Origin of the sequence: Mycobacterium sp. 1245499.0, assembly GCF_001673615.1 — a bacterium.
Lineage (GTDB): Bacteria > Actinomycetota > Actinomycetes > Mycobacteriales > Mycobacteriaceae > Mycobacterium > Mycobacterium europaeum_A.
In genome coordinates this window covers 1-23,965 of sequence record NZ_LZMG01000436.1, presented here as the reverse complement: position 1 = coordinate 23,965, position 23,965 = coordinate 1, and the positions used below count along the sequence as shown (strand labels likewise).

General features: G+C 67.6%; 17 protein-coding genes and 1 tRNA gene. 7 read left to right on the top strand and 11 right to left on the bottom strand.

The annotated features are described in order from the left end of the window. The 4 genes from A5646_RS27140 to A5646_RS27120 all read right to left on the bottom strand — a co-directional run. The coding region (locus A5646_RS27140) for a cytochrome ubiquinol oxidase subunit I (protein WP_067025598.1) at positions 1-1,117 on the bottom strand (1,117 nt) is incomplete at its 3' end. Between the two features lie 90 nt (positions 1,118-1,207). Then, positions 1,208-1,813: an HdeD family acid-resistance protein gene (locus A5646_RS27135; RefSeq protein ID WP_369807003.1), complete on the bottom strand. Its 606-nt coding sequence runs from the start codon at positions 1,811-1,813 to the stop codon at positions 1,208-1,210. Between the two features lie 27 nt (positions 1,814-1,840). Beyond that, positions 1,841-3,172: an adenylate/guanylate cyclase domain-containing protein gene (locus tag A5646_RS27130; protein WP_066866933.1), complete on the bottom strand. Its 1,332-nt coding sequence runs from the start codon at positions 3,170-3,172 to the stop codon at positions 1,841-1,843. A 791-nt stretch (positions 3,173-3,963) separates the two neighbouring features. Beyond that, positions 3,964-4,037, bottom strand: a tRNA-Leu gene (locus tag A5646_RS27120). 112 nt (positions 4,038-4,149) lie between these two features. Between A5646_RS27120 and A5646_RS27115 the strand changes: the two genes are divergently transcribed. Next, entirely contained in the window at positions 4,150-4,764 is a 615-nt protein-coding gene (locus tag A5646_RS27115; RefSeq protein ID WP_066866931.1) for an ANTAR domain-containing response regulator, read from the top strand. A gap of 135 nt (positions 4,765-4,899) precedes the next feature. Here the strand turns inward: A5646_RS27115 and A5646_RS27110 are convergent, their stop codons facing one another. After that, positions 4,900-6,099: a lipid-transfer protein gene (locus tag A5646_RS27110; RefSeq protein WP_067025592.1), complete on the bottom strand. Its 1,200-nt coding sequence runs from the start codon at positions 6,097-6,099 to the stop codon at positions 4,900-4,902. Further along, a complete protein-coding gene (locus A5646_RS27105) occupies positions 6,096-6,539 on the bottom strand; it encodes a Zn-ribbon domain-containing OB-fold protein (RefSeq protein ID WP_067025589.1) in 444 nt (147 codons plus the stop codon). The genes A5646_RS27110 and A5646_RS27105 overlap by 4 nt, the downstream gene beginning before the upstream one ends. Positions 6,540-6,702: 163 nt before the next feature. On the opposite strand from A5646_RS27105, the gene polA reads away from it, so the two are divergent. The 3 genes from polA (at position 6,703) to coaE (ending at position 12,261) form a co-directional block, all read left to right on the top strand. After that, a complete protein-coding gene (gene polA / locus A5646_RS27100) occupies positions 6,703-9,363 on the top strand; it encodes a DNA polymerase I (protein WP_197505302.1) in 2,661 nt (886 codons plus the stop codon). Positions 9,364-9,590: 227 nt separating this feature from the next. Continuing rightward, the gene (rpsA, locus tag A5646_RS27095) at positions 9,591-11,027 is read left to right on the top strand and encodes a 30S ribosomal protein S1 (RefSeq protein WP_066866923.1); all 1,437 of its coding nucleotides are present in this window, start codon (positions 9,591-9,593) and stop codon (positions 11,025-11,027) included. Positions 11,028-11,046: 19 nt separating this feature from the next. Then, complete coding sequence (gene coaE, locus A5646_RS27090) at positions 11,047-12,261, top strand: dephospho-CoA kinase (protein ID WP_067025582.1); 1,215 nt, start codon at positions 11,047-11,049, stop codon at positions 12,259-12,261. 7 nt (positions 12,262-12,268) lie between these two features. Here coaE and A5646_RS27085 read toward each other — a convergent pair whose 3' ends face one another. From A5646_RS27085 to A5646_RS27065, 5 genes are all read right to left on the bottom strand, one after another. After that, on the bottom strand, positions 12,269-12,673 hold the full coding sequence (locus A5646_RS27085; RefSeq protein WP_067025579.1) for a hypothetical protein: 405 nt from the start codon (positions 12,671-12,673) through the stop codon (positions 12,269-12,271). 48 nt (positions 12,674-12,721) lie between these two features. Further along, entirely contained in the window at positions 12,722-13,507 is a 786-nt protein-coding gene (locus A5646_RS27080; protein ID WP_067025577.1) for an Fpg/Nei family DNA glycosylase, read from the bottom strand. A gap of 12 nt (positions 13,508-13,519) precedes the next feature. Beyond that, entirely contained in the window at positions 13,520-14,518 is a 999-nt protein-coding gene (gene ligD, locus A5646_RS27075; RefSeq protein WP_067025574.1) for a non-homologous end-joining DNA ligase, read from the bottom strand. Next, positions 14,515-14,979, bottom strand: a complete 465-nt coding sequence (locus A5646_RS27070; protein WP_067025600.1) for a DUF402 domain-containing protein — start codon at positions 14,977-14,979, stop codon at positions 14,515-14,517. Before A5646_RS27070 ends, ligD begins: the two co-directional genes overlap by 4 nt. A gap of 97 nt (positions 14,980-15,076) precedes the next feature. Next, positions 15,077-17,836 (bottom strand): FHA domain-containing protein, encoded by a 2,760-nt coding sequence (locus A5646_RS27065; protein WP_197505301.1) that lies wholly within the window; start codon positions 17,834-17,836, stop codon positions 15,077-15,079. A 306-nt stretch (positions 17,837-18,142) separates the two neighbouring features. Between A5646_RS27065 and A5646_RS27060 the strand changes: the two genes are divergently transcribed. The 3 genes from A5646_RS27060 to A5646_RS27050 form a co-directional block, all read left to right on the top strand. Next, positions 18,143-20,218: a serine/threonine-protein kinase gene (locus tag A5646_RS27060; protein WP_067025569.1), complete on the top strand. Its 2,076-nt coding sequence runs from the start codon at positions 18,143-18,145 to the stop codon at positions 20,216-20,218. A 196-nt stretch (positions 20,219-20,414) separates the two neighbouring features. Beyond that, positions 20,415-22,586: an excinuclease ABC subunit UvrB gene (gene uvrB / locus A5646_RS27055; RefSeq protein ID WP_066875913.1), complete on the top strand. Its 2,172-nt coding sequence runs from the start codon at positions 20,415-20,417 to the stop codon at positions 22,584-22,586. A 57-nt stretch (positions 22,587-22,643) separates the two neighbouring features. Beyond that, on the top strand, positions 22,644-23,965 hold a 1,322-nt coding region (locus A5646_RS27050), incomplete at its 3' end, for an MFS transporter (protein ID WP_066866906.1).

Sequence of the window (23,965 nt, the reverse complement as noted above, 5' to 3'; positions counted from 1 at the left end):
GTGTCCGGTGGCCGCGGGTGACCCACAGCACGGTCAGGGCGAACAACACCGGGATGGCCAAAAACCCGATCATCGCCCGGAAGGACCAGTAGGTGACGAACAGGTTGGGCCGGTAGTCGTCGGGGCCGAAGCGCTGCTGATACTCCTGCTGCAGCTCGTCCACGCCGCGCAGCGTCACGCCGCTGAACTTGCCTTCGGCCAGGAACGGCAGGACGTAGTGCACCTTGATCACCTCGGCGACGCTGCCGCAGTTGTTGTGCGTTCCGATCGTCAGCACCGAGAAGTCGGGGTCGGTTTGCGTGTGGCACAACGCTTCCGCGGACGCCATCTTCATCGGCTGCTGGACGAACATCAGCTTGCCCTGCCGGTCACCGGTGAAGAACAAGCCGACCGTGGCGATGAGCACGACCCCGCATCCGAGGATGGCCGCGGGGCGAAACATGGTGCGCGCCCCGGCTTGTGCCTCGGGCGTGGTGGAACCGGGCCTGCGCGAGCGCACCATCCACCATGCGCTCACCGCGGCGACGAAGGTGCCCGCGACCAACAGCGCGCCGGTAACGGTGTGCGAAAACGCCGCCTGCGCAGTGTTGTTGGACAGCAGGGCGAAGATGTCGTCCAGTTCGGCGCGGCGCGTCGCGGGGTTGTAGTGGGCGCCGACCGGGTGCTGCATGAACGAGTTCGCCGCGATGATGAAGAACGCCGACGCGTTGACGCCGAACGCGACGATCCAGATGCAGGCCAGGTGGATCAGTTTCGGCAGCCGGCTCCAGCCGAAGATCCACAACCCGATGAACGTGGACTCGAAGAAGAAGGCGAACAACCCCTCCATCGCCAGTGGCGCGCCGAAGATGTCGCCGACGAACTTCGAGTACTCCGACCAGTTCATGCCGAACTGGAATTCCTGGACGATCCCGGTCGCCACGCCGATGGCGAAGTTGATCAGGAACAGCTTGCCGAAGAACTTGGTCAGCCGGTACCAGGCGGTGTTACCGGTGGCCACCCAGACCGTCTGCATGATGGCGATCAGCGGCGCCAGGCCGATGGTGAGCGGCACGAAGATGAAGTGGTAGACGGTAGTGATACCGAACTGCCACCGCGAAATATCGACGACATTCATCTGTCATCTCCCGAAACTGCGGAGGCCCGATCCAAACGGCTACGACAGAGTGTAGTAGACGAGTAGGGCCGCCGCCACCGGCGGCCCTGCTCAGCTGGCGAGGGTCCTGGAGGCCTTGCGGATTCCGAACGACGAAATGATCTCGAAGACGCCGATGACGACGAACCACGCACCGACCACGATCGCCAGGGTGACGATGGATTGGAACGGGGACGCCAGCACGACGATGCCGGCGAGCAGGCTGATCACGCCGACGAAGATGTTCCAGCCCCGCCCCGGCAGGTGCGGGTCGCTGATGGCCGAAACCGTTGTGGCGACTCCGCGGAAGATGAACCCGACGCCAATCCAGATGGCCAACAGCAGGATTGCGTAGCCCTGACCGAAATGACGGAATGCCAGTAACGCCAAGATCAATGACGCTGCGCCGCTGATGAACAGCAGGATCCGGCTGCCCGCCGAGACATGAAGCGAGAAGGCGAAGACGACCTGCGCGACACCGGTAATCAGCAGATAAACGCCGAAGGCGACGGCGGCGACCAGGATGGAAATTCCCGGCCACGCCAGCACCAGGACACCGAGGACAAGAGACAGAATTCCCGACAGCAGAGCGGATTTCCACAGATGCGGCAGCAAGCTTGGAACGGGGCGGGTTCCAGGAGAGCCAGGGGAGATAGTCATGGCCGCAGTCTGGCACAAACGTGCGTCGTGGTACAGGGACTTTGGTCAGACGTGAACGGTGCGTGGATCCTCGGCACGCAGGTCGGTGGGTTCTTCGCCTGCCTTGCGCCCGATTAGATACCACGTGCGCATAACGCCCTTGCCCTTGATCTCGATGCGGCCGCGCTCTTGCAGAACGAACTCGTTTTTCAGACGCTCGTACATCGCCTGGGGCACTTGGATGCGGCCCACCGAATCGGTGGATTCCATCCGCGAGGCGACGTTGACGGCGTCGCCCCACACGTCGTAGAAGAACCGGCGCGAACCCACGACGCCGGCCACGACGGGTCCGCAGGCCATGCCCATCCGCAGCGGGACGGCCTGGCCATGCGGATCACGCAGTGTCGCAGCAACATTGGCCATATCGAGAGCGAAATCCGCCAGGGCGAAGGCGTGATCCGGCCGCGCCCGCGGCACGCCGCTGACCACCATGTAGGAGTCCCCGCTGACCTTGATCTTCTCCAGGCCGTGTTTGTCCACCAACTCGTCGAAGGCGCCGTAGAGCCGGTCCAGGAACTGCACCAGGTCCGCCGGCGCCGTGCTGCTGGCGCGCTCGGTGAAGCCGACGATGTCGGCGAACAGCACGGAGGCCTCGTCGTACTTGTCAGCGATGACGTTTCGGTCGGCGCTCTTGAGACGCTCGGCGATGCTGCCCGGCAACATGTTGGCCAGCAGCGCTTCCGAGCGCTGGTATTCGGATTCCATCACCGACTCGGCGCGCTGGGTATCGCGCAGCGCGTACCACACGGTGATGAACACCATGACGCAGGCGGAGATGATGGTGACGACGAACATCATCGACTGCGCCCAGGCCGGCACCAGGCCGGTGTCGCGGGGAACGAGAAATTCCAGGGCGATGATCAGGGCGGCGGCGATGGCCGCCACGATGGCGGCCAGCACGATGTGGTCCAGCCCCAGCACCAGCACCACCAGGCAGACGCCCACCACCAAGAAGAATTGGCCGCCCGATGCGGTGCCCGAGTCCCAACAGGTGGCGGCGACCGTGACGTAGGCCGTACCGATGAAGGTCAGCGGTGCAACCAGTTCACCGAACCGGTGCAGCCACGGCACGCTCGCGAAGATCAACGCCGAGACGACGTTGACGAGGACGATCTGCCAAATCCAGGCGCCGGTGACCACCTGCAGTACCACGAAGGTGGTGCAGACCACGACGGCGAGCCAGGCCGCGATCGAGAGCACGCGGAATTCACGCGCGGCGCTGTCGGCGTAGTGCTGACTGCGGGCGCGCGACTGAGCGCGCGCCGCGGCCACGCAGTCCGGGCGCCCCGACGAGCCGTCTGGGCATCTTGGTGGGGCACCACACTTCTTGGCCGCCACGGGTGCCAGCCTAACCGCTGAGCAGCGCCCTCGGCGGCCGTCTTGAAAGAAAATCCTGGTTTTCGCCCCCGTAAGTTTCTGAGTCTGATAACAGTTCTTGTTATCGGGTTGTAATCGGGTTTAGGAGTCATTGGTTCGGCTTATTTAACACGTGTTTGACAGGGCTTATGGACACGTGATCGCCTCGACTAAGGGGTGCCGCATGGCGGGTCTCAAGAGGTTTGTTCTTGCCTCAATCCTGGTTTCCACCGCGTTTTTGATGCAGGGCTGTAGCGCCGCGTGCAGCGAGCCCAGTTGGCTACTGCGGGTCGCCACCGATTCCATCGGTAACTACTCGCCGGGAGCGGACGTGTCGGCCTCGGGCCAGATGTGCGTAACCCGCTCAATCGGCGATTGATCTGGCGCACTTGCCGTTTGGTCGCTTGCTCGATCATGCGACCGCACGCGCGCGGCGGCTTGGTCGGTCGTCGGCACCGGTAGCGGGGTGACGGCCGGGAGGCGCCGATGTGTGTCGACGCCGCGCGCCACAGGTCCGCAGAACACGCTCCAGTGGTAGCCCAGATTCGAATGAATTCAAATGAGCGCGTATTCGCGGCTTTCCCGGAATGCGCCGAATTACGTATTAATGCGTGCAATTTATTAAAAAGCGGGACCGAGCACATACCATTGGAATGTTTTTAGGCGAATTGGCAGACCGCTTGTACGCGCGAATGCCGCAATACTCCACTGCGGTACCGGAAAAGGGCTGTAGGCCTGTCGGCGGTCCCGCTCGAAGGTGCCGAACGCTTGTGTGCCCTCGGTGAGATTCGAACTCACACTGGACGGGTTTTGAATCCGTTTCCTCTGCCAGTTGGGATACGAGGGCGTGCGGCCTCTTACCTTAGAGGCAGCCTCCCACCATAGAGGATCAGGAGTGCTCACCCGTCTCACCGCCCCCGAGGTCGCTGGTCTGAGGCGTTCACGACACAATATTCGTCATGACAGGCCCCACGACCGACACCGACGCCGCTGTGCCGCGCCGGGTCCTGATCGCTGAAGACGAAGCGCTCATCCGCATGGATCTCGCCGAGATGCTCCGAGAGGAGGGTTACGAGATTGTCGGGGAGGCCGGCGACGGGCAGGAAGCCGTCGAGCTGGCCGAGCGCCACCAGCCGGATCTGGTGATCATGGACGTCAAGATGCCGCGCCGCGACGGCATCGACGCGGCCTCGGAGATCGCCAGCAAGCGGATCGCCCCGATCGTCGTCTTGACCGCCTTCAGCCAGCGCGACCTGGTGGAGCGGGCGCGCGACGCCGGCGCGATGGCCTACCTGGTCAAGCCGTTCACCATCAGCGACCTCATCCCGGCCATCGAACTGGCCGTCAGCCGCTTCAGTGAGATCGCCGAGCTCGAACGCGAGGTGGCCTCGTTGTCCGACCGGCTGGAGACCCGCAAGCTCGTCGAGCGCGCCAAGGGGCTGCTCCAGAGCGAACAGGGCATGACCGAGCCCGAGGCCTTCAAGTGGATTCAGCGGGCCGCCATGGACCGCAGGACCACGATGAAGCGGGTGGCCGAGGTCGTCCTGGAGACCCTGGGCAGCTCTGACGAGTAGCTTCCCCGGCCGTCGAGCGTGAACCCACGGCTTTCGGTGTGAACTGAGGGCGCCGACACGCCGAGGGCGGCCGCCGTGGCTTCACACCGAAAGCCGTTGTTTCACACTCGAAACGGCCGCAAACGGCCGCAACCGTTAGCGGGCGACGATCACCGACGAGCCGTGGCCGAACAGGCCCTGATTGGCGGTGACGCCCACTTTCGCGTTCTCCACCTGCCGGCCGGTGGCCTGACCGCGCAGCTGCCAGGTCAGCTCGCAGACCTGAGCGATCGCCTGGGCGGGAATCGCCTCGCCGAAGCACGCCAGCCCACCCGACGGGTTGACCGGGACCCTGCCGCCGATCGTGGTCGCGCCGCTGCGCAGCAGCTGCTCCGCCTCGCCCTTGGCGCACAGCCCCAGGTGCTCGTACCAATCGAGTTCCAGCGCGGTGGACAGGTCGTAGACCTCGGCCAGGCTCACGTCCTCCGGGCCGATGCCCGCCTCGGCGTAGGCCGCGTCCAGGATCTGATCCTTGAACACCCGCCCGGGTGCGGGCACGGCGGCGGTGGAATCCGTTGCGATATCCGGCAATTCGGGAAGGTGCTGGGGATACTGCGGGGTGACCGTGCTGACCGCGCGCACCGACGGCACGCCCTCGAGCGAGCCGAGGTGCTTGCGGGCGAACTCGGCGCTGGCCACGATCAGCGCCGCGGCGCCGTCGGAGGTGGCGCAGATGTCGAGCTGGCGCAGCGGGTCGGACACCACCGGGCTGGCCAGCACGTCCTCGACCGAAGATTCCTTGCGGTAGCGGGCATTCGGGTTCTGCAGGCCGTGCTGGGAGTTCTTCACCTTGACCGCAGCGAAGTCCTCGGACGTCGCGCCGTAGAGGTCCATCCGGCGGCGCGCGAGCAGCGCGAAGTACACCGGGTTCATCGCGCCGATCAGGTGGAAACGCTGCCAGTCGGGGTCGTTCTTGCGCTCACCGCCGACGGGGGCGAACGCGCCCTTGGGCGTGGTGTCGGCGCCGATGACCAGCGCGACGTCGCAGAAGCCGGCCAGGATGTGGGCGCGGGCGCTCTGCAGGGCCTGCGAACCGCTGGCGCAGGCGGCGTAGCTGGAACTGACCGGCACACCGTTCCAGCCCAGCTTCTGGGCGAACGTCGACCCGGCGATGAAGCCGGGGTAGCCGTTGCGGATGGTGTCGGCGCCGGCGACCAGCTGGATCTGTCGCCAGTCCAGCCCGGCCTCGGCCATCGCGGCGCGAGCGGCGACCACGCCGTATTCGGTGAAGTCGCGGCCCCATTTGCCCCAGGGGTGCATGCCGGCGCCCAGGATGTAAAGCGGTTCCGGGCTCATTTCGCGATCCTCCAACCGTGCACGGTGCGCGCCACGCCGTCGGCGTCGGTGAACAAGGTCATGGTGGTCAGCTCCATCTGCATGCCGACCTTCAGATCGGCCGCCAGCGTGCCCTCGACGACCTTGCCGAGCACGATGATGCCCTCGTCGGCCAGCTCGACCGCGGCGATGGCGAACGGCTCGAACGGGTCGGCCGCCGGGTAGGGCGCGGGCGGCGGGTACCGGTTCTCGGTGTAGCTCCACAGCGTTCCCCGGTTCGACAGGGCGACGGACTCCAAGGTGTCGCCGGCGCAGGCCGGGTTGGGGCAGTTGTTCTCCCGCGGCGGGAAGACATAGGTGCCGCACTCGGGGCACTTGCTGCCGATCAGATGCGGGTTTCCGGCGTCATCGGTGGCGAACCATCCGTCGATCGCGGGTTCTGGACTGGTGACCTCTGGCACCCGGCCAGACTACCCAGCCCCAACGCAAAACTGAAACGTGTTGCAGTTCTGCCGCCGGCGCGGTCGGGACGCCTGCCTCGTCACACCGGGTGCCTAGAGTGAGACCGTGCCCGCCACGAAAACCACCCCGAAGGCCAGCGAGGAACAGACCACGCCGACGCTCATGCTGCTGGACGGCAACTCGCTGGCGTTTCGGGCGTTCTACGCGCTGCCCGCCGAGAACTTCAAAACCCGCGGCGGGCTGACCACCAACGCGGTCTACGGCTTCACCGCCATGCTGATCAACCTGCTGCGCGACGAGGCCCCGACCCACATCGCCGCCGCGTTCGACGTCTCCCGTCAGACGTTTCGCTCCGAGCGCTATCCGGAGTACAAGGCCAACCGGTCCGCGACGCCCGACGAGTTCCGCGGTCAGATCGACATCACCAAGGAAGTCCTTGCGGCGTTGGGCATCACGGTGCTGGCCGAGGAGGGGTTCGAGGCCGACGACCTCATCGCGACGCTGGCCACCCAGGCCGAGCGCGAGGGCTACCGGGTGCTGGTGGTCACCGGCGACCGCGACTCGCTGCAGTTGGTCAGCGACAACGTGACCGTGCTGTATCCGCGCAAGGGGGTCAGCGAGTTGACCCGCTTCACCCCGGACGCCGTCGTCGAAAAGTACGGGCTGACGCCGCAGCAGTACCCCGACTTCGCCGCCCTGCGCGGTGACCCCAGTGACAACCTGCCCGGCATACCCGGCGTGGGGGAGAAGACCGCCTCCAAATGGATCGGCGAGTACGGGTCGCTGCAGGCGCTGGTCGACAACGTCGACTCAGTGCGCGGCAAGGTCGGCGACGCGCTGCGCGCGCATCTGCCCAGCGTGATCCGCAACCGCGAGCTGACCGATCTGGTCAAAGACGTGCCGCTGGCCCAGACCCCGGACACGCTGCGGCTGCAACCGTGGGATCGCGACCAGATTCACCGGCTCTTCGACGACCTGGAATTCCGGGTGCTGCGGGACCGGTTGTTCGAAACCCTGGCCGCGGTGGAGCCCGAGGTCGACGAGGGCTTCGACGTGCGCGGCGGCGCGCTGGAACCGGGCGAGCTGGCCGTGTGGCTGGCCGAGCACAGCTCGGGCAAGCGGTTCGGCCTGGCCGTCGTGGGGACTCATCTGGCCTACGACGCCGACGCCACCGCCCTGGCCATCGTGTCCGCCGACGGCGAGGGCCGCTACATCAACACCGCGACGCTGCATCCCGAAGACGAAGCGGCACTGGCGTCTTGGCTGGCCGACCCCGGTCCGCCCAAGGCGCTGCACGAGGCCAAGCTGGCGATGCACGACCTGGCCGGGCGGGGCTGGACGCTGGCCGGCGTCACCTCCGACACCGCGCTGGCCGCCTACCTGGTGCGCCCCGGGCAGCGCAGCTTCTCCCTCGACGACCTCTCGCTGCGCTACCTGCGTCGCGAGCTGCGCGCCGAAAACCCTGAACAGCAACAACTTTCGTTGCTCGACGATGACGAGGGCGTCGACGACCAGGCGGTGCAGACGCTGATCCTGCGCGCCGTGGCGGTGCTGGATCTGGCCGAGGCGCTCGACGAAGAGCTGGCCCGAATCAACTCCACCTCGCTGTTGAGCGGCATGGAGCTGCCGGTGCAGGCCGTGCTGGCCGGGATGGAAAACGCCGGCATCGCAGTCGATTTGGACCTGCTGCAAGAGCTGCAAAGCGATTTCGCCCACCAGATCAGGGATGCGGCCGAGGCGGCGTACGCGGTGATCGGCAAACAGATCAATCTGGGCTCGCCCAAGCAGTTGCAGACGGTGCTCTTCGACGAGCTGGAGATGCCGAAGACCAAGCGCACCAAGACCGGATACACCACCGACGCGGACGCGTTGCAGTCGCTGTTCGACAAGACCGGCCATCCGTTCCTGCAGCATCTGCTGGCCCACCGCGATGCCACCCGGCTCAAAGTCACCGTCGACGGGTTGCTGAACTCGGTGGCCTCGGACGGCCGCATCCACACCACGTTCAACCAGACCATCGCCGCGACGGGCAGGTTGTCGTCGACGGAGCCGAATCTGCAGAACATCCCGATCCGCACCGAGGCGGGCCGGCGGATCCGCGACGCGTTCGTCGTCGGCGAGGGCTACAGCGAGCTGATGACGGCCGACTACAGCCAGATCGAGATGCGGATCATGGCCCACCTGTCCAAGGACGAGGGCCTCATCGAGGCGTTCAACACGGGGGAGGACCTGCACTCCTTCGTCGCGTCGCGGGCGTTCGGCGTCCCGATCGAGGAGGTCACCGCGGAGCTGCGCCGCCGCGTCAAGGCGATGTCCTACGGCCTGGCCTACGGCCTGAGCGCCTACGGTCTGTCCGCCCAGCTCAAGATCTCCACCGAAGAAGCCAAAGATCAGATGGAGCAGTACTTCGCCCGGTTCGGCGGGGTGCGCGACTACCTGATGGACGTCGTCGAACAGGCCCGCAAGGACGGCTACACATCGACGGTCTTCGGCCGCCGTCGCTACCTGCCCGAACTGGACAGCAGCAACCGCCAGGTGCGCGAGGCCGCCGAGCGGGCCGCGCTCAACGCGCCCATTCAGGGCAGCGCGGCCGACATCATCAAGGTGGCGATGCTCGAGGTCGACAAGGCGATCAAAGCCGCCGGGCTGTCTTCCCGGATCCTGCTGCAGGTGCACGACGAGCTGCTTTTCGAGGTCGCGCCCGGCGAGCGGGAACAGCTGGAAGCGCTGGCGCGCGAAAAGATGGGCGGCGCCTACCCCCTCGACGTCCCGCTGGAGGTGTCGGTGGGTTACGGCCGTTCGTGGGACGCCGCGGCGCACTAGCGCGGCGAACGAAGCTTCCGAGGGGTGTAATCGCTGCTTGATCGGCCGCCGAATGCGAGGCGATGGCGGAAAATCGGCTGACAATTCGCCGTGGCGTCACTTCGCGACATCCGTTCGGCCGCCGTCAACCGCGCTGGGTTTGGCCAGCATGTGCCCAGTCGAGTAGCCTCGACAGGTAAATCCTGAATTGTCCCTACGACCAAACCTGTCCGGAGCAACCCAACAATATGCCGAGTCCCGCCGTCACCTCGCCGCAAGTAGCCGTCAACGACATTGGCTCGAGCGAGGATTTTCTCGCCGCAATAGACAAAACGATCAAGTACTTCAACGATGGCGACATCGTCGAGGGCACGATCGTCAAAGTGGACCGGGACGAGGTGCTCCTCGATATCGGCTACAAGACCGAAGGGGTCATCCCCGCCCGCGAACTCTCCATCAAGCACGATGTCGACCCCAACGAGGTCGTTTCCGTCGGTGATGAGGTCGAAGCCCTGGTCCTCACCAAGGAGGACAAAGAAGGTCGCCTGATCCTGTCCAAGAAGCGCGCGCAGTACGAGCGCGCCTGGGGCACCATCGAGGCGCTCAAGGAGAAGGACGAGGCCGTCAAGGGCACCGTCATCGAGGTGGTCAAGGGTGGCCTGATCCTCGACATCGGGCTGCGTGGCTTCCTGCCCGCCTCACTGGTGGAGATGCGTCGCGTCCGCGATCTGCAGCCGTACATCGGCAAGGAGATCGAGGCCAAGATCATCGAGCTGGACAAGAACCGCAACAACGTGGTGCTGAGCCGCCGCGCGTGGCTCGAGCAGACCCAGTCCGAGGTGCGCAGCGAGTTCCTCAACCAGCTGCAGAAGGGCGCCATCCGCAAGGGTGTCGTCTCCTCGATCGTCAACTTCGGTGCATTCGTCGACCTCGGTGGGGTGGACGGCCTGGTGCACGTCTCCGAGTTGAGCTGGAAGCACATCGACCACCCGTCCGAGGTCGTCCAGGTCGGCGACGAGGTCACCGTCGAGGTGCTCGACGTCGACATGGATCGCGAGCGGGTTTCGTTGTCGCTGAAGGCGACTCAAGAAGACCCGTGGCGCCACTTCGCCCGCACCCACGCCATCGGCCAGATCGTGCCCGGCAAGGTCACCAAGCTGGTTCCGTTCGGTGCGTTCGTGCGCGTCGAGGAGGGCATCGAGGGCCTGGTGCACATCTCCGAGCTGGCCGAGCGCCACGTGGAGGTCCCCGACCAGGTGGTCGCGGTCGGCGACGACGCGATGGTCAAGGTCATCGACATCGACCTGGAGCGCCGCCGAATCTCGTTGTCGCTCAAGCAGGCCAACGAGGACTACACCGAAGAGTTCGACCCGGCGAAGTACGGCATGGCCGACAGCTACGACGAGCAGGGCAACTACATCTTCCCCGAGGGCTTCGATTCCGAGACCAACGAATGGCTCGAGGGATTCGAGAAGCAGCGCGCCGAGTGGGAGGCCCGCTACGCCGAGGCCGAGCGGCGGCACAAGATGCACACCGCGCAGATGGAGAAGTTCGCCGCTGCCGAGGCCGCCGGGCACGCCGAGCAGTCGCCGGGCAACGGTGCGCGGGAGGAGAAGGCGGGCGGTTCGCTGGCCAGCGACGCCCAATTGGCGGCGCTGCGGGAGAAACTCGCCGGCAACGCGTGACGCCGTCGGCGACCACGCCATGCTGCGGATCGGGCTGACCGGTGGCATCGGCGCCGGCAAGTCGGCGCTGTCGTCCACGTTCGCGCGCTGCGGTGCCGTCATCGTCGACGGCGACGTCATCGCGCGCGAGGTGGTCGAGCCCGGCACCGAAGGCCTGGCCGCGCTGGTCGAGGCGTTCGGCAGCGACATCCTGCTCGCGGACGGATCGCTGGATCGTCCGGCGTTGGCCGCCAAGGCTTTCCGTGATGACGAGGCACGCAAGACGCTGAACGGGATTGTCCACCCCCTGGTGGGCAATCGCCGTTCGGAGATCATCGCGTCGGTGCCCGAGGATTCCGTTGTGGTCGAGGACATTCCGCTGCTGGTGGAATCCGGGATGGCTCCGCTGTTCCCGCTCGTCGTCATCGTGTACGCCGATGTCGAGGTGCGGCTGCGGCGGCTGGTCGATCAGCGCGGGATGGCCGAGGAGGATGCGCGGGCGAGGATCGCCGCGCAGGCCAGCGACGAGCAGCGCCGCGCGGTCGCCGACATCTGGCTGGACAACTCGGGCAGCCCGGAAGACTTGGTGCAGCGCGCCCAGCAGTTGTGGGACCACCGCATCGTGCCGTTCGCCCACAACCTGAGCCAACGGCAGTACGCGCGCGCACCAGCGCGGTTGGTGCCACCGGACCCGACCTGGCCGGACCAGGCGCAACGGATCGTCAACCGCCTCAAGACGGCCTGCGGTCACCGGGCGTTGCGCGTCGATCACATCGGGTCGACGGCCGTGCCCGACTTTCCGGCCAAGGATGTCATCGACATTCAGATCACCGTCGAATCCCTTGCCGAAGCCGACGAACTCGCCGAGCCGTTACTTGCGGCCGGTTATCCGCGCCCCAAGCACATCACTCAAGATTTCCCCAAACCCGACGCGCGCAGCACCGTAGCGCGATACGACCACAGCGACCACGAGGCGTTGTGGCACAAGAAAGTTCATGCTTCGGCCGATCCCGGGCGGCCGACCAATGTGCACATCCGGGTCGACGGCCGGCCCAATCAGCAATTCGCCTTGCTGTTCCGGGACTGGCTCAAAGCCAATCCCGCTGTGCGCGCCGAGTATCTGACCGTAAAACGCGGAGCCGACAGCACTGGTGGCGGAGACATCCTGCGCTATGTCGCCGCTAAAGAGCCGTGGTTCCTCGACGCCTACCGGCGGGCCTGGGAGTGGGCCGACTCGACGGGCTGGAAGCCCTGAGGCGAATCTAGGGCAAGGGTGCGCCGCACTGCAGCGCCCCGTTCATGGGATCGGCGTTGCCCGCGACCGGTCTGACCATCTGGTCGGACTGGACGAAAACGTTGTCGTCCACGTCGATTTCGCAGTGCACGTTCGCCGCATACGGGAAGCGCACCACGATGCGCATGCCGGCCTGCTGCGGGTCGGGCAACACCGTGTCGGCCTCGAATGCGTTGCCGGGCACCGAGCTAAGCCCGGCCGTGTTCGTCTGACCGCCGTTGATCACGAAGGTGGCCTGGCTCCCGGTCGTGACGCCGTCGATCCTGGCCCGATAGGTGATGTTGTGCAGATCCGCCCGTGCGACCGCAGGATTCAACACGGCGAGGGCGGTCACGGCGGCGATCGGCAGCAGCCCGCGGGCCTGGCAGCTCATAGCGGCTGACATTACAACCAGCCTGATCGGGGGGCCACATCGATTGCCCTACGGCTGGCAGCGCGGACACCACAGCGTCGTGCGGCCGCCCACCCGGCCACGTTCCAGCCGGGTGCCGCAGCGTGGGCAGTGCGGGTCCGGTTCGTCACGCACCCCGGTCAGCCAGCGCGGCAGGCCCGGCACCCGGCCATGGCGCACCGCGGTCCGCAGCACCCGAGTCATCGCGCCATGCAGGCCCTGCACGTCGTCGTCGTCCAGCTCCCTGATCGGAAGGGTGGGCCGAAGTCTGGCCCGCCAACAGATCTCGTCGGCCAGCAGGTTGCCGAGCCCGGCGATCACCGACTGGTCCATCAGCGTGGGCTTGAGCTGTCGCGACCTGGCCGATCGCGCGGCCAGCGCGTCGCGGAACTCCCGCAGGCGCAGGCCCAGCGCATCGGGGCCCTGTGGGCCGGTGACATGCGCGATGTCGTGCGGATCGTCGGCCAGCCACACCCCGCGCAATTTGCGCAGGTCGGCATAGCGCAGTTCGCCCTCGTCCAGCGCGACGGTCAGTCGCTCGTAGGGGTCATGGGCGGCGCCGTCGGCGGCGTAGTACGGGCGGCCGGTCATCCCGCTGTGAATCAGCAGCGTCGACCCATCGGTGGGCAGCACGAGCCACTTGCCGTGCCGGCGCGGATCGGCGAAGCGGTGCCCGGTCAACCGGCCGGCCAGCGCCTTCGCGGTCACGTTGCGCAGCACCCCGGGATCGTGCACCTGCACGTGCCGGATCCGCCGTCCCGGCAGTGCGGCGGCCAGTTGCCGCCGAAACCCTTCCACGTCAGGCAGTTCAGGCATGCGGCCACCACATCAGCGTGTCTCCCTGACCACCTCGGTCGGGTCCTTGTCGGTGCGCATGCCGAGATAGCGCGGGTGGCGGAGCTTTCCGTCGCGAGTCCACTCGGTGAATCCGATCTCGACCACCATCTCGGGGCGAACCCAATGCGCGCCGGCCTCGCGCACCGACCCCCGGGCGAAGGGCGATTGGTCTTGCGCGAGCGTCGACAACCGGTCGTGCAAGCGGTGCAGCGTGGCGTCGTCGAAACCGGTGCCCACCTTGCCGGCATAGCGCAACTCATCGCCGTGGTAATACCCCAGCAGCAACGCGCCTAACTCCACCCGGCTGCCCTTCGGGCCGGTGTAGCCGCCGACCACGAATTCCTGGTCGCGCACGCATTTGAACTTCAGCCAGGCGCGTGAGCGACCGCCGTCGTAGGGGGAGTCGGCCAGCCTGGCGATCACCCCTTCGTCGCCGCGCCCGCACGCCGCCTGGTAGGCGGCGATGCCGTCTTCGACCCGGTGCGGGGCGTAGCGCAGCGGGTCGGCGAAGTCGATTGCCTTGCGCAGCAACCTTTTACGCCAGAGCAGCGGCACCTCGACGGTGGATTGGCCGTCGAGATGCAGCAGGTCGAAAACGTAGTAGAAGACGCGCACCGGGGATGCGCGGGCCAGCTCGGGGTCGGTGATGCCCAGCCGGCCCTGCAGCCGGGTGAAGCTGGTCCGGCGGCCCTCGAACGCCACCACCTCGCCGTCCACGACGAAGCGAGTGGTGCGCTGGCCGGCGAGCGCATCCACCAGCTCGGGGTAGGTTCCGTTGAGCGGCTGACGATTCCGCGACAACAGCCGCAACCGGTCGCCGTCGCGAAACGCCAGGCAACGCATGCCGTCGAACTTGCGCTCGAAGATCCAGTGCGGATCGGAGAACCGATCCTCGGTGAGCGTGGCCAGCGTCGGCGGCCGCCAGTCCGGCACGGGTTCCTCGTGCAGCGCCGCGCGCACCGCGCGAGGCAGACCGGCGAAGTCCGTCATGACACGTGGTCCGGCGACGCGGCGCGCCCGCGCCAGGTCAACTGCATGCCGTGGTGCGCCAGCCAGCGCGACAGGTCATAGCTGTTGCGGGCCAGCCCGTCGACGGCGGTCACCGCCCGCTGCACCGCCTGCGCGGCGACCTCGGGGGTGAGCAGGCCGTGGCGGACGGCGTCGAGCAGTTCGTCGACATCGGTGAGTTCCGCCCCGATCCCGGTGCGGACCTCGATGTCCAGGTAGTGATCTTCGGAATGCCACGCGGTGGGGCCGGGCAGGTATTCGCCCACATCCAGGTAGACGTCCAGGTCCCGTTCATGCCCAGGATTGAAATGAAACACCGTGGCGCGCAACCCCAACGACGGCAGCAGCCACGACTCGAGGTAATGGAACTGCGCGCGACCGGGGGTGGGCCGGGCGATGTAGAGGCCCCACGGGTGCACGGCATATTCGTCGACGGTCCGCACGATGCCCTTGGGATCGGTGTTCGTGCGGGCCACCAGGTCGAACGTCTCGTGCTTCGGCGGGTGAATGGTGTCACCCTACCGCCGCCGGGCCGCCTCGTTACCGGCGCAACCGGATCTTCCATCGCACGAACCCGGCGTAGAAGATCGACAGCGCGGCCAGCATGCCCATGTCGAGCAGCCAGATCTTCGGCGTGTGCTGCCAGAACCGATCCTGCGACAGCAGGGTGTCGGGCACCAGGTGACGCAGGTCCACCGTCGACGATGCCGCGGCGTAGCCCCAGCGCGCCGGCATCGCCCACGACAGCTGGTTCAACCCGAGGCGGCCGGTCACCGGCACCATCCCGCCGCACAGCACCAGCTGCGCCATCACGGCCACCACGAACAGCGGCATGATCTGCTCGCTGGAGCGCACCAGCGACGAAATCGCCAGGCCCAGAATGGCCGAGGCGACGCACGTCGCCGCGACGGTGGCGAACAGTTCGACGGTGGCCCCGACGGTCGAGTGGCCGAACAGCACCGCGCCGCGCGTCGGGGCGCTCTTGCCGACCACCACGATCGCCGTGACGATCGCCGACTGCAATACCGCGAACCCGCAGAACACCGCGCTCTTGGCCAGCAGGTAGGCGGTGGTCGACAAGCCCACCGCCTGCTCACGCTGGAAGATGGCGCGCTCGCCGACCAGGTCGCGAATTGTCAAGGCGGTGCCCATGAATGCCGCGGCCGGCATCAGCAGGGCCAGTATCTGCGCGGCTTCGTCCGGTGTCCCCGCGTTCGGCGCGGGTGCGTGAAATCCGTTGCTGCCCGGCACGGTCAGCGACAGCGAGCCCAAAATGAACGGCAGCAGCGCCAGGAACACGAAGTAGGCGCGGTCGGCGATCACCAGGCGCACCTGCCGCCGGGCGATCGTCGAGATCTGACGGCGCACGCTGGTGTGAACCGGTTCCCCGAGGCTGCTCGGCTCGTCGGTCTTGTCGGGCAGGTACCGCTGCGGCCGCTTCTGGGCCTCGTTCTGTTCCAGGAAGCGGCGGTTGGCCTCGTCGGGGTCGGCGCCGACCTGGGTGAAGATCTTCGCCCAGTTGGTGGTGCCCATCGCCCCACCGATCTGGTCGGGCGCGCCGCAGTAGGCGGTCTTGCCGCCCGGGGCCATCAGCAGCACCTGGTCGCAGACGTCGAGGTAGGACAGCGAGTGTGTCACCACCAGCACCACCCGGCCGGCATCGGCCAACTGGCGCAGCATCGTCATGACCTGCAGGTCCAGCGCGGGGTCCAGCCCCGAGGTCGGCTCGTCGAGGATCAGCAGCGACGGGCCGGTCAGCAGTTCGAGCGCCACCGAGGCGCGCTTGCGCTGCCCGCCGGACAGCTTTTCGACGCGGGTGTCGGCGTGCTTGGTCAGGTCGAGTTCCTCGAGCACCTGGGCGACGACGTTCGCGCGGTCTCTCTTGCTGGTGTCGGGCGGCAGCCGCAGCTCGGCGGCGTAGCCCAGCGCCTGGTTGATGGTCAGCTGGCGATGCACCACGTCGTCTTGGGGAACGATGCCGATCCTGCTGCGCAGCGATGCGTACTCGGCGTGAATGTTGTGTCCCTCGAACGTGACTGAGCCCGACGTCGGGGTGGTGTAACCGGCGATGAGCCGGGCCAGTGTGCTCTTGCCGGCGCCCGAACCGCCGATCACGGCGGTCAGCGTCCCGGGGCGCGCGGTCAGCGAGATGTCGTCGAGCAACTGCTTGCCGTTGTCGACGACGTAGGAGACGTCGCGCACCTCGAGGCCGCCGGTGCGGGTGGCGGCGCCGCCGCGTTCGGTCAGGGTGCCGTCGCGGAACACCAGGTCGACGTTGCCGATGGTGACGATGTCGTCCTGCGACAGGATGGCCGACCCGACCCTGGTGCCGTTGACGAACGTCCCGTTGACGCTGTTGTCGCGGATCTCCGTGCCCAGCTGGGTGGGAACCAGGGTGGCATGCTGGCGCGACGCCAACACGTCGGAGACGACGATGTCGTTCTCGGGGGCGCGGCCGATCGTCATGGCGCCGGCGGTGCCCGCCGCCGAGGACGCGCGCGGCGAGAGCAATTTCACAAAACGGGTCGCCAGGTTCGACACGTCGGCCGTCTTGGCGTCGATCACGGTGAATTCCGCTGCGGGCGTTGCGGATGGCTGTGGTGGCGCCTCGGTTTCGCCCGCGGCGGGCGGGCTGACCTGCAGCCTTGCCGGTGAGCCCGGGTCGATGACGGTCCGCTCCTCGGGCGGTACGCCGCGCGGCGCCGGTGCCGGCGGCACGCGGGGCGGTGGCACCTGGCGAGGCGGCACCGTCGGCTGTCGCGGGGGTGCGTTCGGCGGCCTCGCCGGCTGCCGGGGTGGCACCGGGCGCGACGGCGCGCCCTGCGGGCCGCCGCGAGCGGGACCCCTGTTCTGGCCGCCGGTTCGGCCCTGTGGGGGCCGCGGCGGATGCGTCGGATTCGTTTGCTCGGCAAGCGCAGTCCATGCCAGCGTCGGCGGCCCGGAGTCGTGACTCGGCCTGGGCCGCGGCGGCTGGCCGGCATGACCCTGCTGGGGCCCGATCGCAAAGGTCAGGCGCGGCCCCTGGGGGTTGCCGATGTGAATGCTCTGCCCGTCGTGAATATCGACCACCGGCATCCGGTAGCCGTTGAGGTAGGTGCCGTTCAGCGAGCCGTTGTCGATTGCCAGCCAACGGCCTTGGTCGAACCGCACGATCAGATGCGCGCGCGAAATCCGCGGATCGGCGATGCGCACATCGGCCTGCACGTCGCGCCCGACGACCACCTCGTGGCCCGCCGCGAAGGATCGTTGGGACCCGTCGTGCCGAATTGTCAGAATGGGCGGGGCGGGTCGAGTCACCACTCAAGTATCGGCCAGCGTTGGCAGTGCGCTCTATTGGAGCCACCTGTGACTTCCCTTTGTCTCGATTCGGCCACTCATAGCCCTTTCATAGCCTGCTGAGACGAATCGCCTACTGGCGTGCGGCATTATTCGAACGGGAGGGGTGCAATAAGGGTTGCGTCCGCGCGCGTCGAGCACACTGTGGTGCCGGCAAGCGACGAGACGCAGAGGGCCCAATCGCGATGCGCACGCCCAGGGTGCTGCGATCCGCAGCACAGCGCGGCGACACCAGGGGGCGGTGCCGGAAAACGAGGGGGCAGGGCATTGATGAACGAGCACAAGGGAACTACTCGGCGCATCGGCGCCGGACGGCGGCTGTTGAGCAACCCGCGACAAGCCCGTGCGGCGTTGCGCGCGGGGTTTCACTCGTTGCCCGCCATGCCGATCGGCCAGCTGTTCCGCCGGATACCACCGGTCGATTCGGCCCCGAACGCGGAACCCGTGGCCGCCCAACAACTCAACGAGTCCAGCGGGCAGCGCCTGGCGGTGGGCAACGGCGCATCGTTCGCCGGCTACACGATTTTGCGGCAGCTCGGTGCGGGCGGCATGGCCGAGGTCTACCTGGCGTTGCATCCCCGGCTGCCCCGCCGCGACGTGATCAAGGTCCTCGCTGAGGCGGTGACCGCCGACCCCGAGTTTCGCGAAAGATTCAATCGCGAGGCCGATCTCGCCGCGACGCTGTGGCACCCGCACATCGTGGGTGTGCACGACCGGGGCGAATTCAACGGGCACCTGTGGATTTCGATGGACTACGTCGAGGGCACCGACGCCTCCCGGCTGGTCAAGGAGAACTACGCCGAGGGGATGCCCATTCACGAGGTGTGCGCCATCGTGCAAGCGGTGGCGGGCGCGCTGGACTACGCCCACGACCGTGGACTGCTGCACCGCGACGTCAAGCCGGCCAACATCCTGCTCACCCACCCCGAGGCGGGGGAGCGCCGAATCCTGTTGGCGGACTTCGGGGTCGCGCGCCACCTGGGTGACATCAGCGGGATCACCGAGACCAACGTCGCCGTCGGAACCGTGGCGTACGCCGCGCCCGAGCAGCTGACGGGTTCACCCATCGACGGCCGGGCCGATCAATACGCTTTGGCCGCAACGGCTTTCCACCTGCTCACCGGGGCGCCGCCGTTTCAGCATTCCAACCCGATCGCGGTGATCAGCCAGCACCTGCATCAGGAACCGCCGCGGCTCAGCGATTTTCGCCCCGACCTCGCCGAGCTCGACGAGGTGTTCGCCCGGGCCCTCGCCAAGCGCCCCGAGGACAGGTTCGACCGGTGCCGCGCGTTGGCCACCGCCGTCGGCGAGTCGTCCGGGGCCGCCTCCGAGTTCGGCCGTGGCGTCGCGCCCCGCGCCGTGGTGGCGACGGAGCATCGCCGGCGCGGTCCCGCCGGCGTCATTGCCGTTCTGGGCCACCGTTTTTCGTCGAAAACCCGATGGGCGGCCGCGCTGGTGTGTGCGGTACTGATCGCCGTCGCGGCGACCTGGTCGATCCTCTACTCCTTCCAGCCCGGCCCGCCGCCGAGCAACCCGGCGCTCGCCTCCAAGCCGTCGGTGCCGGCCGCGAGTGCCGCGCCCACCGCGGGCGGACCCGTGCTCAGCGGGACCTATCGGCTGGCCTACGACCAGGCCAAGCGCACCACCAACGGCATCTCGATCCGGCACGACGGCGCCGCCACCAACTGGTGGGCCTTCCGGTCGGTGTGCACCACCAACGGATGTGCGGCCACCGGCACCCAGCTGGACGACGCCACTCACCAGGTGGCCAACACCACCGATGGCGGACAGACCGACACCCTGCGCTTCGTGGGCGGCTACTGGCAGGGTGCGCCCGTGCAGCAGCGGGTGGGCTGCACCCAGCCCAACGGTCAGGTGCGGGCCACCCAGCAGGAAACCGTCGCCTGGTCGCTGGCGCCGCAGGCGGACGGCACGCTGCGCGGCACGGAGACCGAGACGGTACTCAGCAACGAATGCGGGGCCCAGGGAGCGGTGGTGCGGGTGCCGGTGGTGGCCACCCGGGCGGGCGATGCGCCCGCGAAGGTGGCGCTGGGCGATCCCACCCAGGTCATCAACACCTCGACCACCGCGTCGGCACCGGCGCCGCCGGTGCTCGGCGGGTTGTGCAGCGACGTCGGCAAGGTGGCCTACGACCCGACCAACAACGAGCAGATCGTCTGCGAGGGCAGCAGCTGGGCCAAGGCGCCGATCACGATGGGCGTGCACGCCGCGGGCAGCTCCTGCGACCGGCCGGGCACCTCGGTGTTCGCCATGAGCACGTCCAGCGACGGTTATCTGCTGCAATGCGATCCGGTCACCCGGACCTGGACGCGTCCGGCGGGGTAGTCGGTCTCGCGGGGCGGGTCGGTCTCCAGGTACCACGACGTGAGTTTCAAACTCGCTAGCGCATGCGCTGGCACGTTTGGGGTAAGCGTTGTCCTTCCGGACAGGTATGGACGTGACGGATGTGGCGAAGGCGCCCCGCCGACCTGGTAAAACCACCGCCACGGCACTTGTCGGTGATCGGTTCTACCCTGATGGCATGGCATTCGCCACGGAACATCCCGTAGTAGCGCATTCGGAGTACCGCCCGGCCGAAGAGGCCGTGGAGGGGTTGGTGCGCGTCGGCGGCCGCTTCGAGGTCGTCAGCCCACACCAACCCGCCGGGGATCAGCCGGCCGCCATCGAGGAGCTGGAACGCCGGATCAGGGCGGGAGAGCGCGACGTCGTGCTGCTCGGCGCCACCGGCACCGGCAAGTCGGCGACCACCGCCTGGCTCATCGAGCGGCTGCAGCGGCCCACCCTGGTGATGGCGCCCAACAAGACGCTGGCCGCGCAGCTGGCTAACGAGCTGCGAGAGATGTTGCCGCACAACGCTGTTGAATACTTCGTCTCGTACTACGACTACTACCAGCCCGAGGCGTACATCGCGCAGACCGACACCTACATCGAGAAGGACAGCTCGATCAACGACGACGTGGAACGGCTGCGGCACTCCGCGACGTCGTCGCTGCTGTCGCGCCGCGACGTGGTCGTGGTGGCGTCGGTGTCCTGCATCTACGGCCTGGGCACCCCGCAGTCGTATCTGGACCGCTCGGTCGAGCTGCGGGTCGGCAACGAGGTGCCGCGGGACGGTCTGCTGCGGTTGCTGGTCGACGTCCAGTACACCCGCAACGACCTGTCGTTCACCCGCGGCTCGTTCCGGGTGCGCGGCGACACGGTGGAGATCATCCCGTCCTATGAAGAGCTGGCGGTGCGCATCGAATTCTTCGGCGACGAGATCGAGGCGCTGTACTACCTGCACCCCCTGACGGGTGACGTCATCCGCCAGGTCGACTCGCTGCGGATCTTCCCGGCCACCCACTACGTCGCCGGCCCGGAGCGGATGGCGATGGCGATCTCGACGATCGAAGCCGAGCTGGCCGAGCGGCTGGCCGAGCTGGAGGGCCAGGGCAAGCTGCTCGAGGCGCAGCGGTTGCGGATGCGCACCAACTACGACATCGAGATGATGCGCCAGGTCGGCTTCTGCTCGGGCATCGAAAACTACTCAAGGCACATCGATGGCCGGGGCCCGGGCTCACCGCCGGCCACGCTGCTGGACTACTTCCCGGAAGACTTCCTGCTGGTCATCGACGAATCGCACGTCACCGTCCCGCAGATCGGCGGGATGTACGAGGGCGACATGTCGCGCAAACGCAACCTGGTCGAATACGGCTTCCGGCTGCCGTCGGCGTGCGACAACCGCCCGCTGACCTGGGAGGAGTTCGCCGACCGGATCGGGCAGACGGTGTACCTGTCGGCCACCCCCGGTCCCTACGAGCTCAGCCAGTCCGGTGGCGAGTTCGTCGAGCAGGTGATCCGGCCCACCGGCCTGGTCGACCCGAAGGTCGTCGTCAAGCCGACCAAGGGCCAGATCGACGACCTGATCGGCGAAATCCGCAAGCGCACCGAGGCCGACGAGCGGGTGCTGGTGACCACGCTGACCAAGAAGATGGCCGAGGACCTCACCGACTACCTGCTGGAGATGGGCATCCGGGTGCGCTACCTGCACTCCGAGGTCGACACGTTGCGCCGGGTCGAGCTGCTGCGTCAGCTGCGGCTGGGCGAATACGACGTGCTGGTCGGCATCAACCTGCTGCGCGAGGGGCTGGACCTGCCCGAGGTGTCGCTCGTGGCGATCCTGGACGCCGATAAGGAGGGCTTCCTGCGGTCATCGCGCAGCTTGATTCAAACCATCGGCCGCGCCGCCCGCAACGTCTCCGGTGAGGTGCACATGTACGCCGACACCATCACCGACTCGATGAAAGAGGCCATCGACGAGACCGAACGGCGTCGGGCCAAGCAGGTCGCGTACAACGAGGAGCACGGCATCGACCCGCAGCCGCTGCGCAAGAAGATCGCCGACATCCTCGACCAGGTCTACCGCGAGGCCGACGACAGCGAGACCGTGGAGATCGGCGGGTCGGGCCGCAACGCGTCCCGTGGCCGGCGGGCGCAGGGCGAGCCCGGTCGCGCCGTCAGCGCCGGGGTGTTCGAGGGCCGCGACACGGCCAGCATGCCGCGCGCCGAACTGGCCGACCTGATCAAGGACCTGACCGCGCAGATGATGGCCGCCGCGCGCGACCTGCAATTCGAGCTGGCGGCCCGGTTCCGCGACGAGATCGCCGACCTGAAAAAGGAACTGCGGGGGATGGACGCCGCCGGCCTGAAATGAGTTTGCTGGCAACCGATCTGCGGCTGTTGTCGCCGCGGCACCCCATACGGTGGAGGAGTGACCGACGCGGCGACTATCACCGGCGGCTGGCGTGAGCTGCTGGGCCCGAGGTATCTGAGGACGTCCATCCTGCTGGCCGGCGGGGTAGCGCTCTACGCCACCAACGAGTTCCTGACCACCAGCTTGTTGCCCAACACCATCGCGGAAATCGGCGGCAGCCGGCTCTACGCGTGGGTGACAACCCTGTATCTCGTCGGGTCGGTGGTCGCGGCGACGATGGTCAATCCGATGCTGCTGCGCATCGGCGCGCGTTCGTCATACATGCTGGGCCTTGTGGTGTTCGGCGTCGCCAGCCTGGTCTGCGCCGCCGCCCCGACCATGCATGTTTTGATTGCTGGCCGGGCGATGCAGGGGGTGGCCGGCGGCTTGCTGGCCGGGCTGGGTTACGCGGTCATCAACTCCGCCCTGCCCCGCTGGTTGTGGACGCGGGGCTCCGCGCTGGTGTCGGCGATGTGGGGCGTGGCCACCGTGGTCGGGCCCACGACGGGCGGCCTGTTCGCGCAGTTCGGCATCTGGCGCTGGGCGTTCGTCGCGATGGCCGTCCTGACCGTGCTGATGGCCCTGTTGGTGCCGGTCGCGCTGGCCCGGGTCAGCCCGACGACCGGCATCCCGAGGATGAAGGTGCCGGTCTGGTCGCTGCTGATCATCGGCGTGGCCGCGCTGGCCGTCAGCGTCGCGCAGATTCCGCACAACACCGTCGCGACGTTCGGGCTGCTTGCGGCCGGCATCGTGCTGGTGGGCGTGTTCGTGATCGTCGACTGGCGCATGCACGCGGCCATCCTGCCGCCCAGCGTGTTCTCGCCCGGGCCGCTGAAGTGGATCTACCTGACCATGGGCGTGCTGATGGGCGCGGCGATGGTGAACACCTACGTGCCGCTGTTCGGGCAGCGGCTGGCCCATCTGACGCCGATCGCGGCCGGGTTCCTGGGGGCGGCGCTCGCCCTCGGCTGGACGGTCAGCGAGATCGTCAGCGCATCGCTGGAGAACCCACGAACCATCGGGTGGGTGGTCATGGTGGCGCCGCTGGTGGCCGCGTCCGGCCTGGCATTGGGGGCGGTGGCCCGGCGCGGCGACGGGTCGGCCGGCACCGCCGCGCTGTGGGCGGTCGCGCTGCTCGTCGCCGGCATCGGGATCGGGATGGCCTGGCCGCACCTGTCGGCCCGCGCGATGGCGTCGGTCGCCGACCCGGCCGAAGGCGGCGCGGCTTCCGCGGCCATCAACACCGTCCAGCTGACCTCCGCGGCGATCGGCGCAGGATTGGCGGGCGTCGTCGTCAACACCGCCACCGGCGGCGAGGGGATGGCCGCGCACCTGCTCTT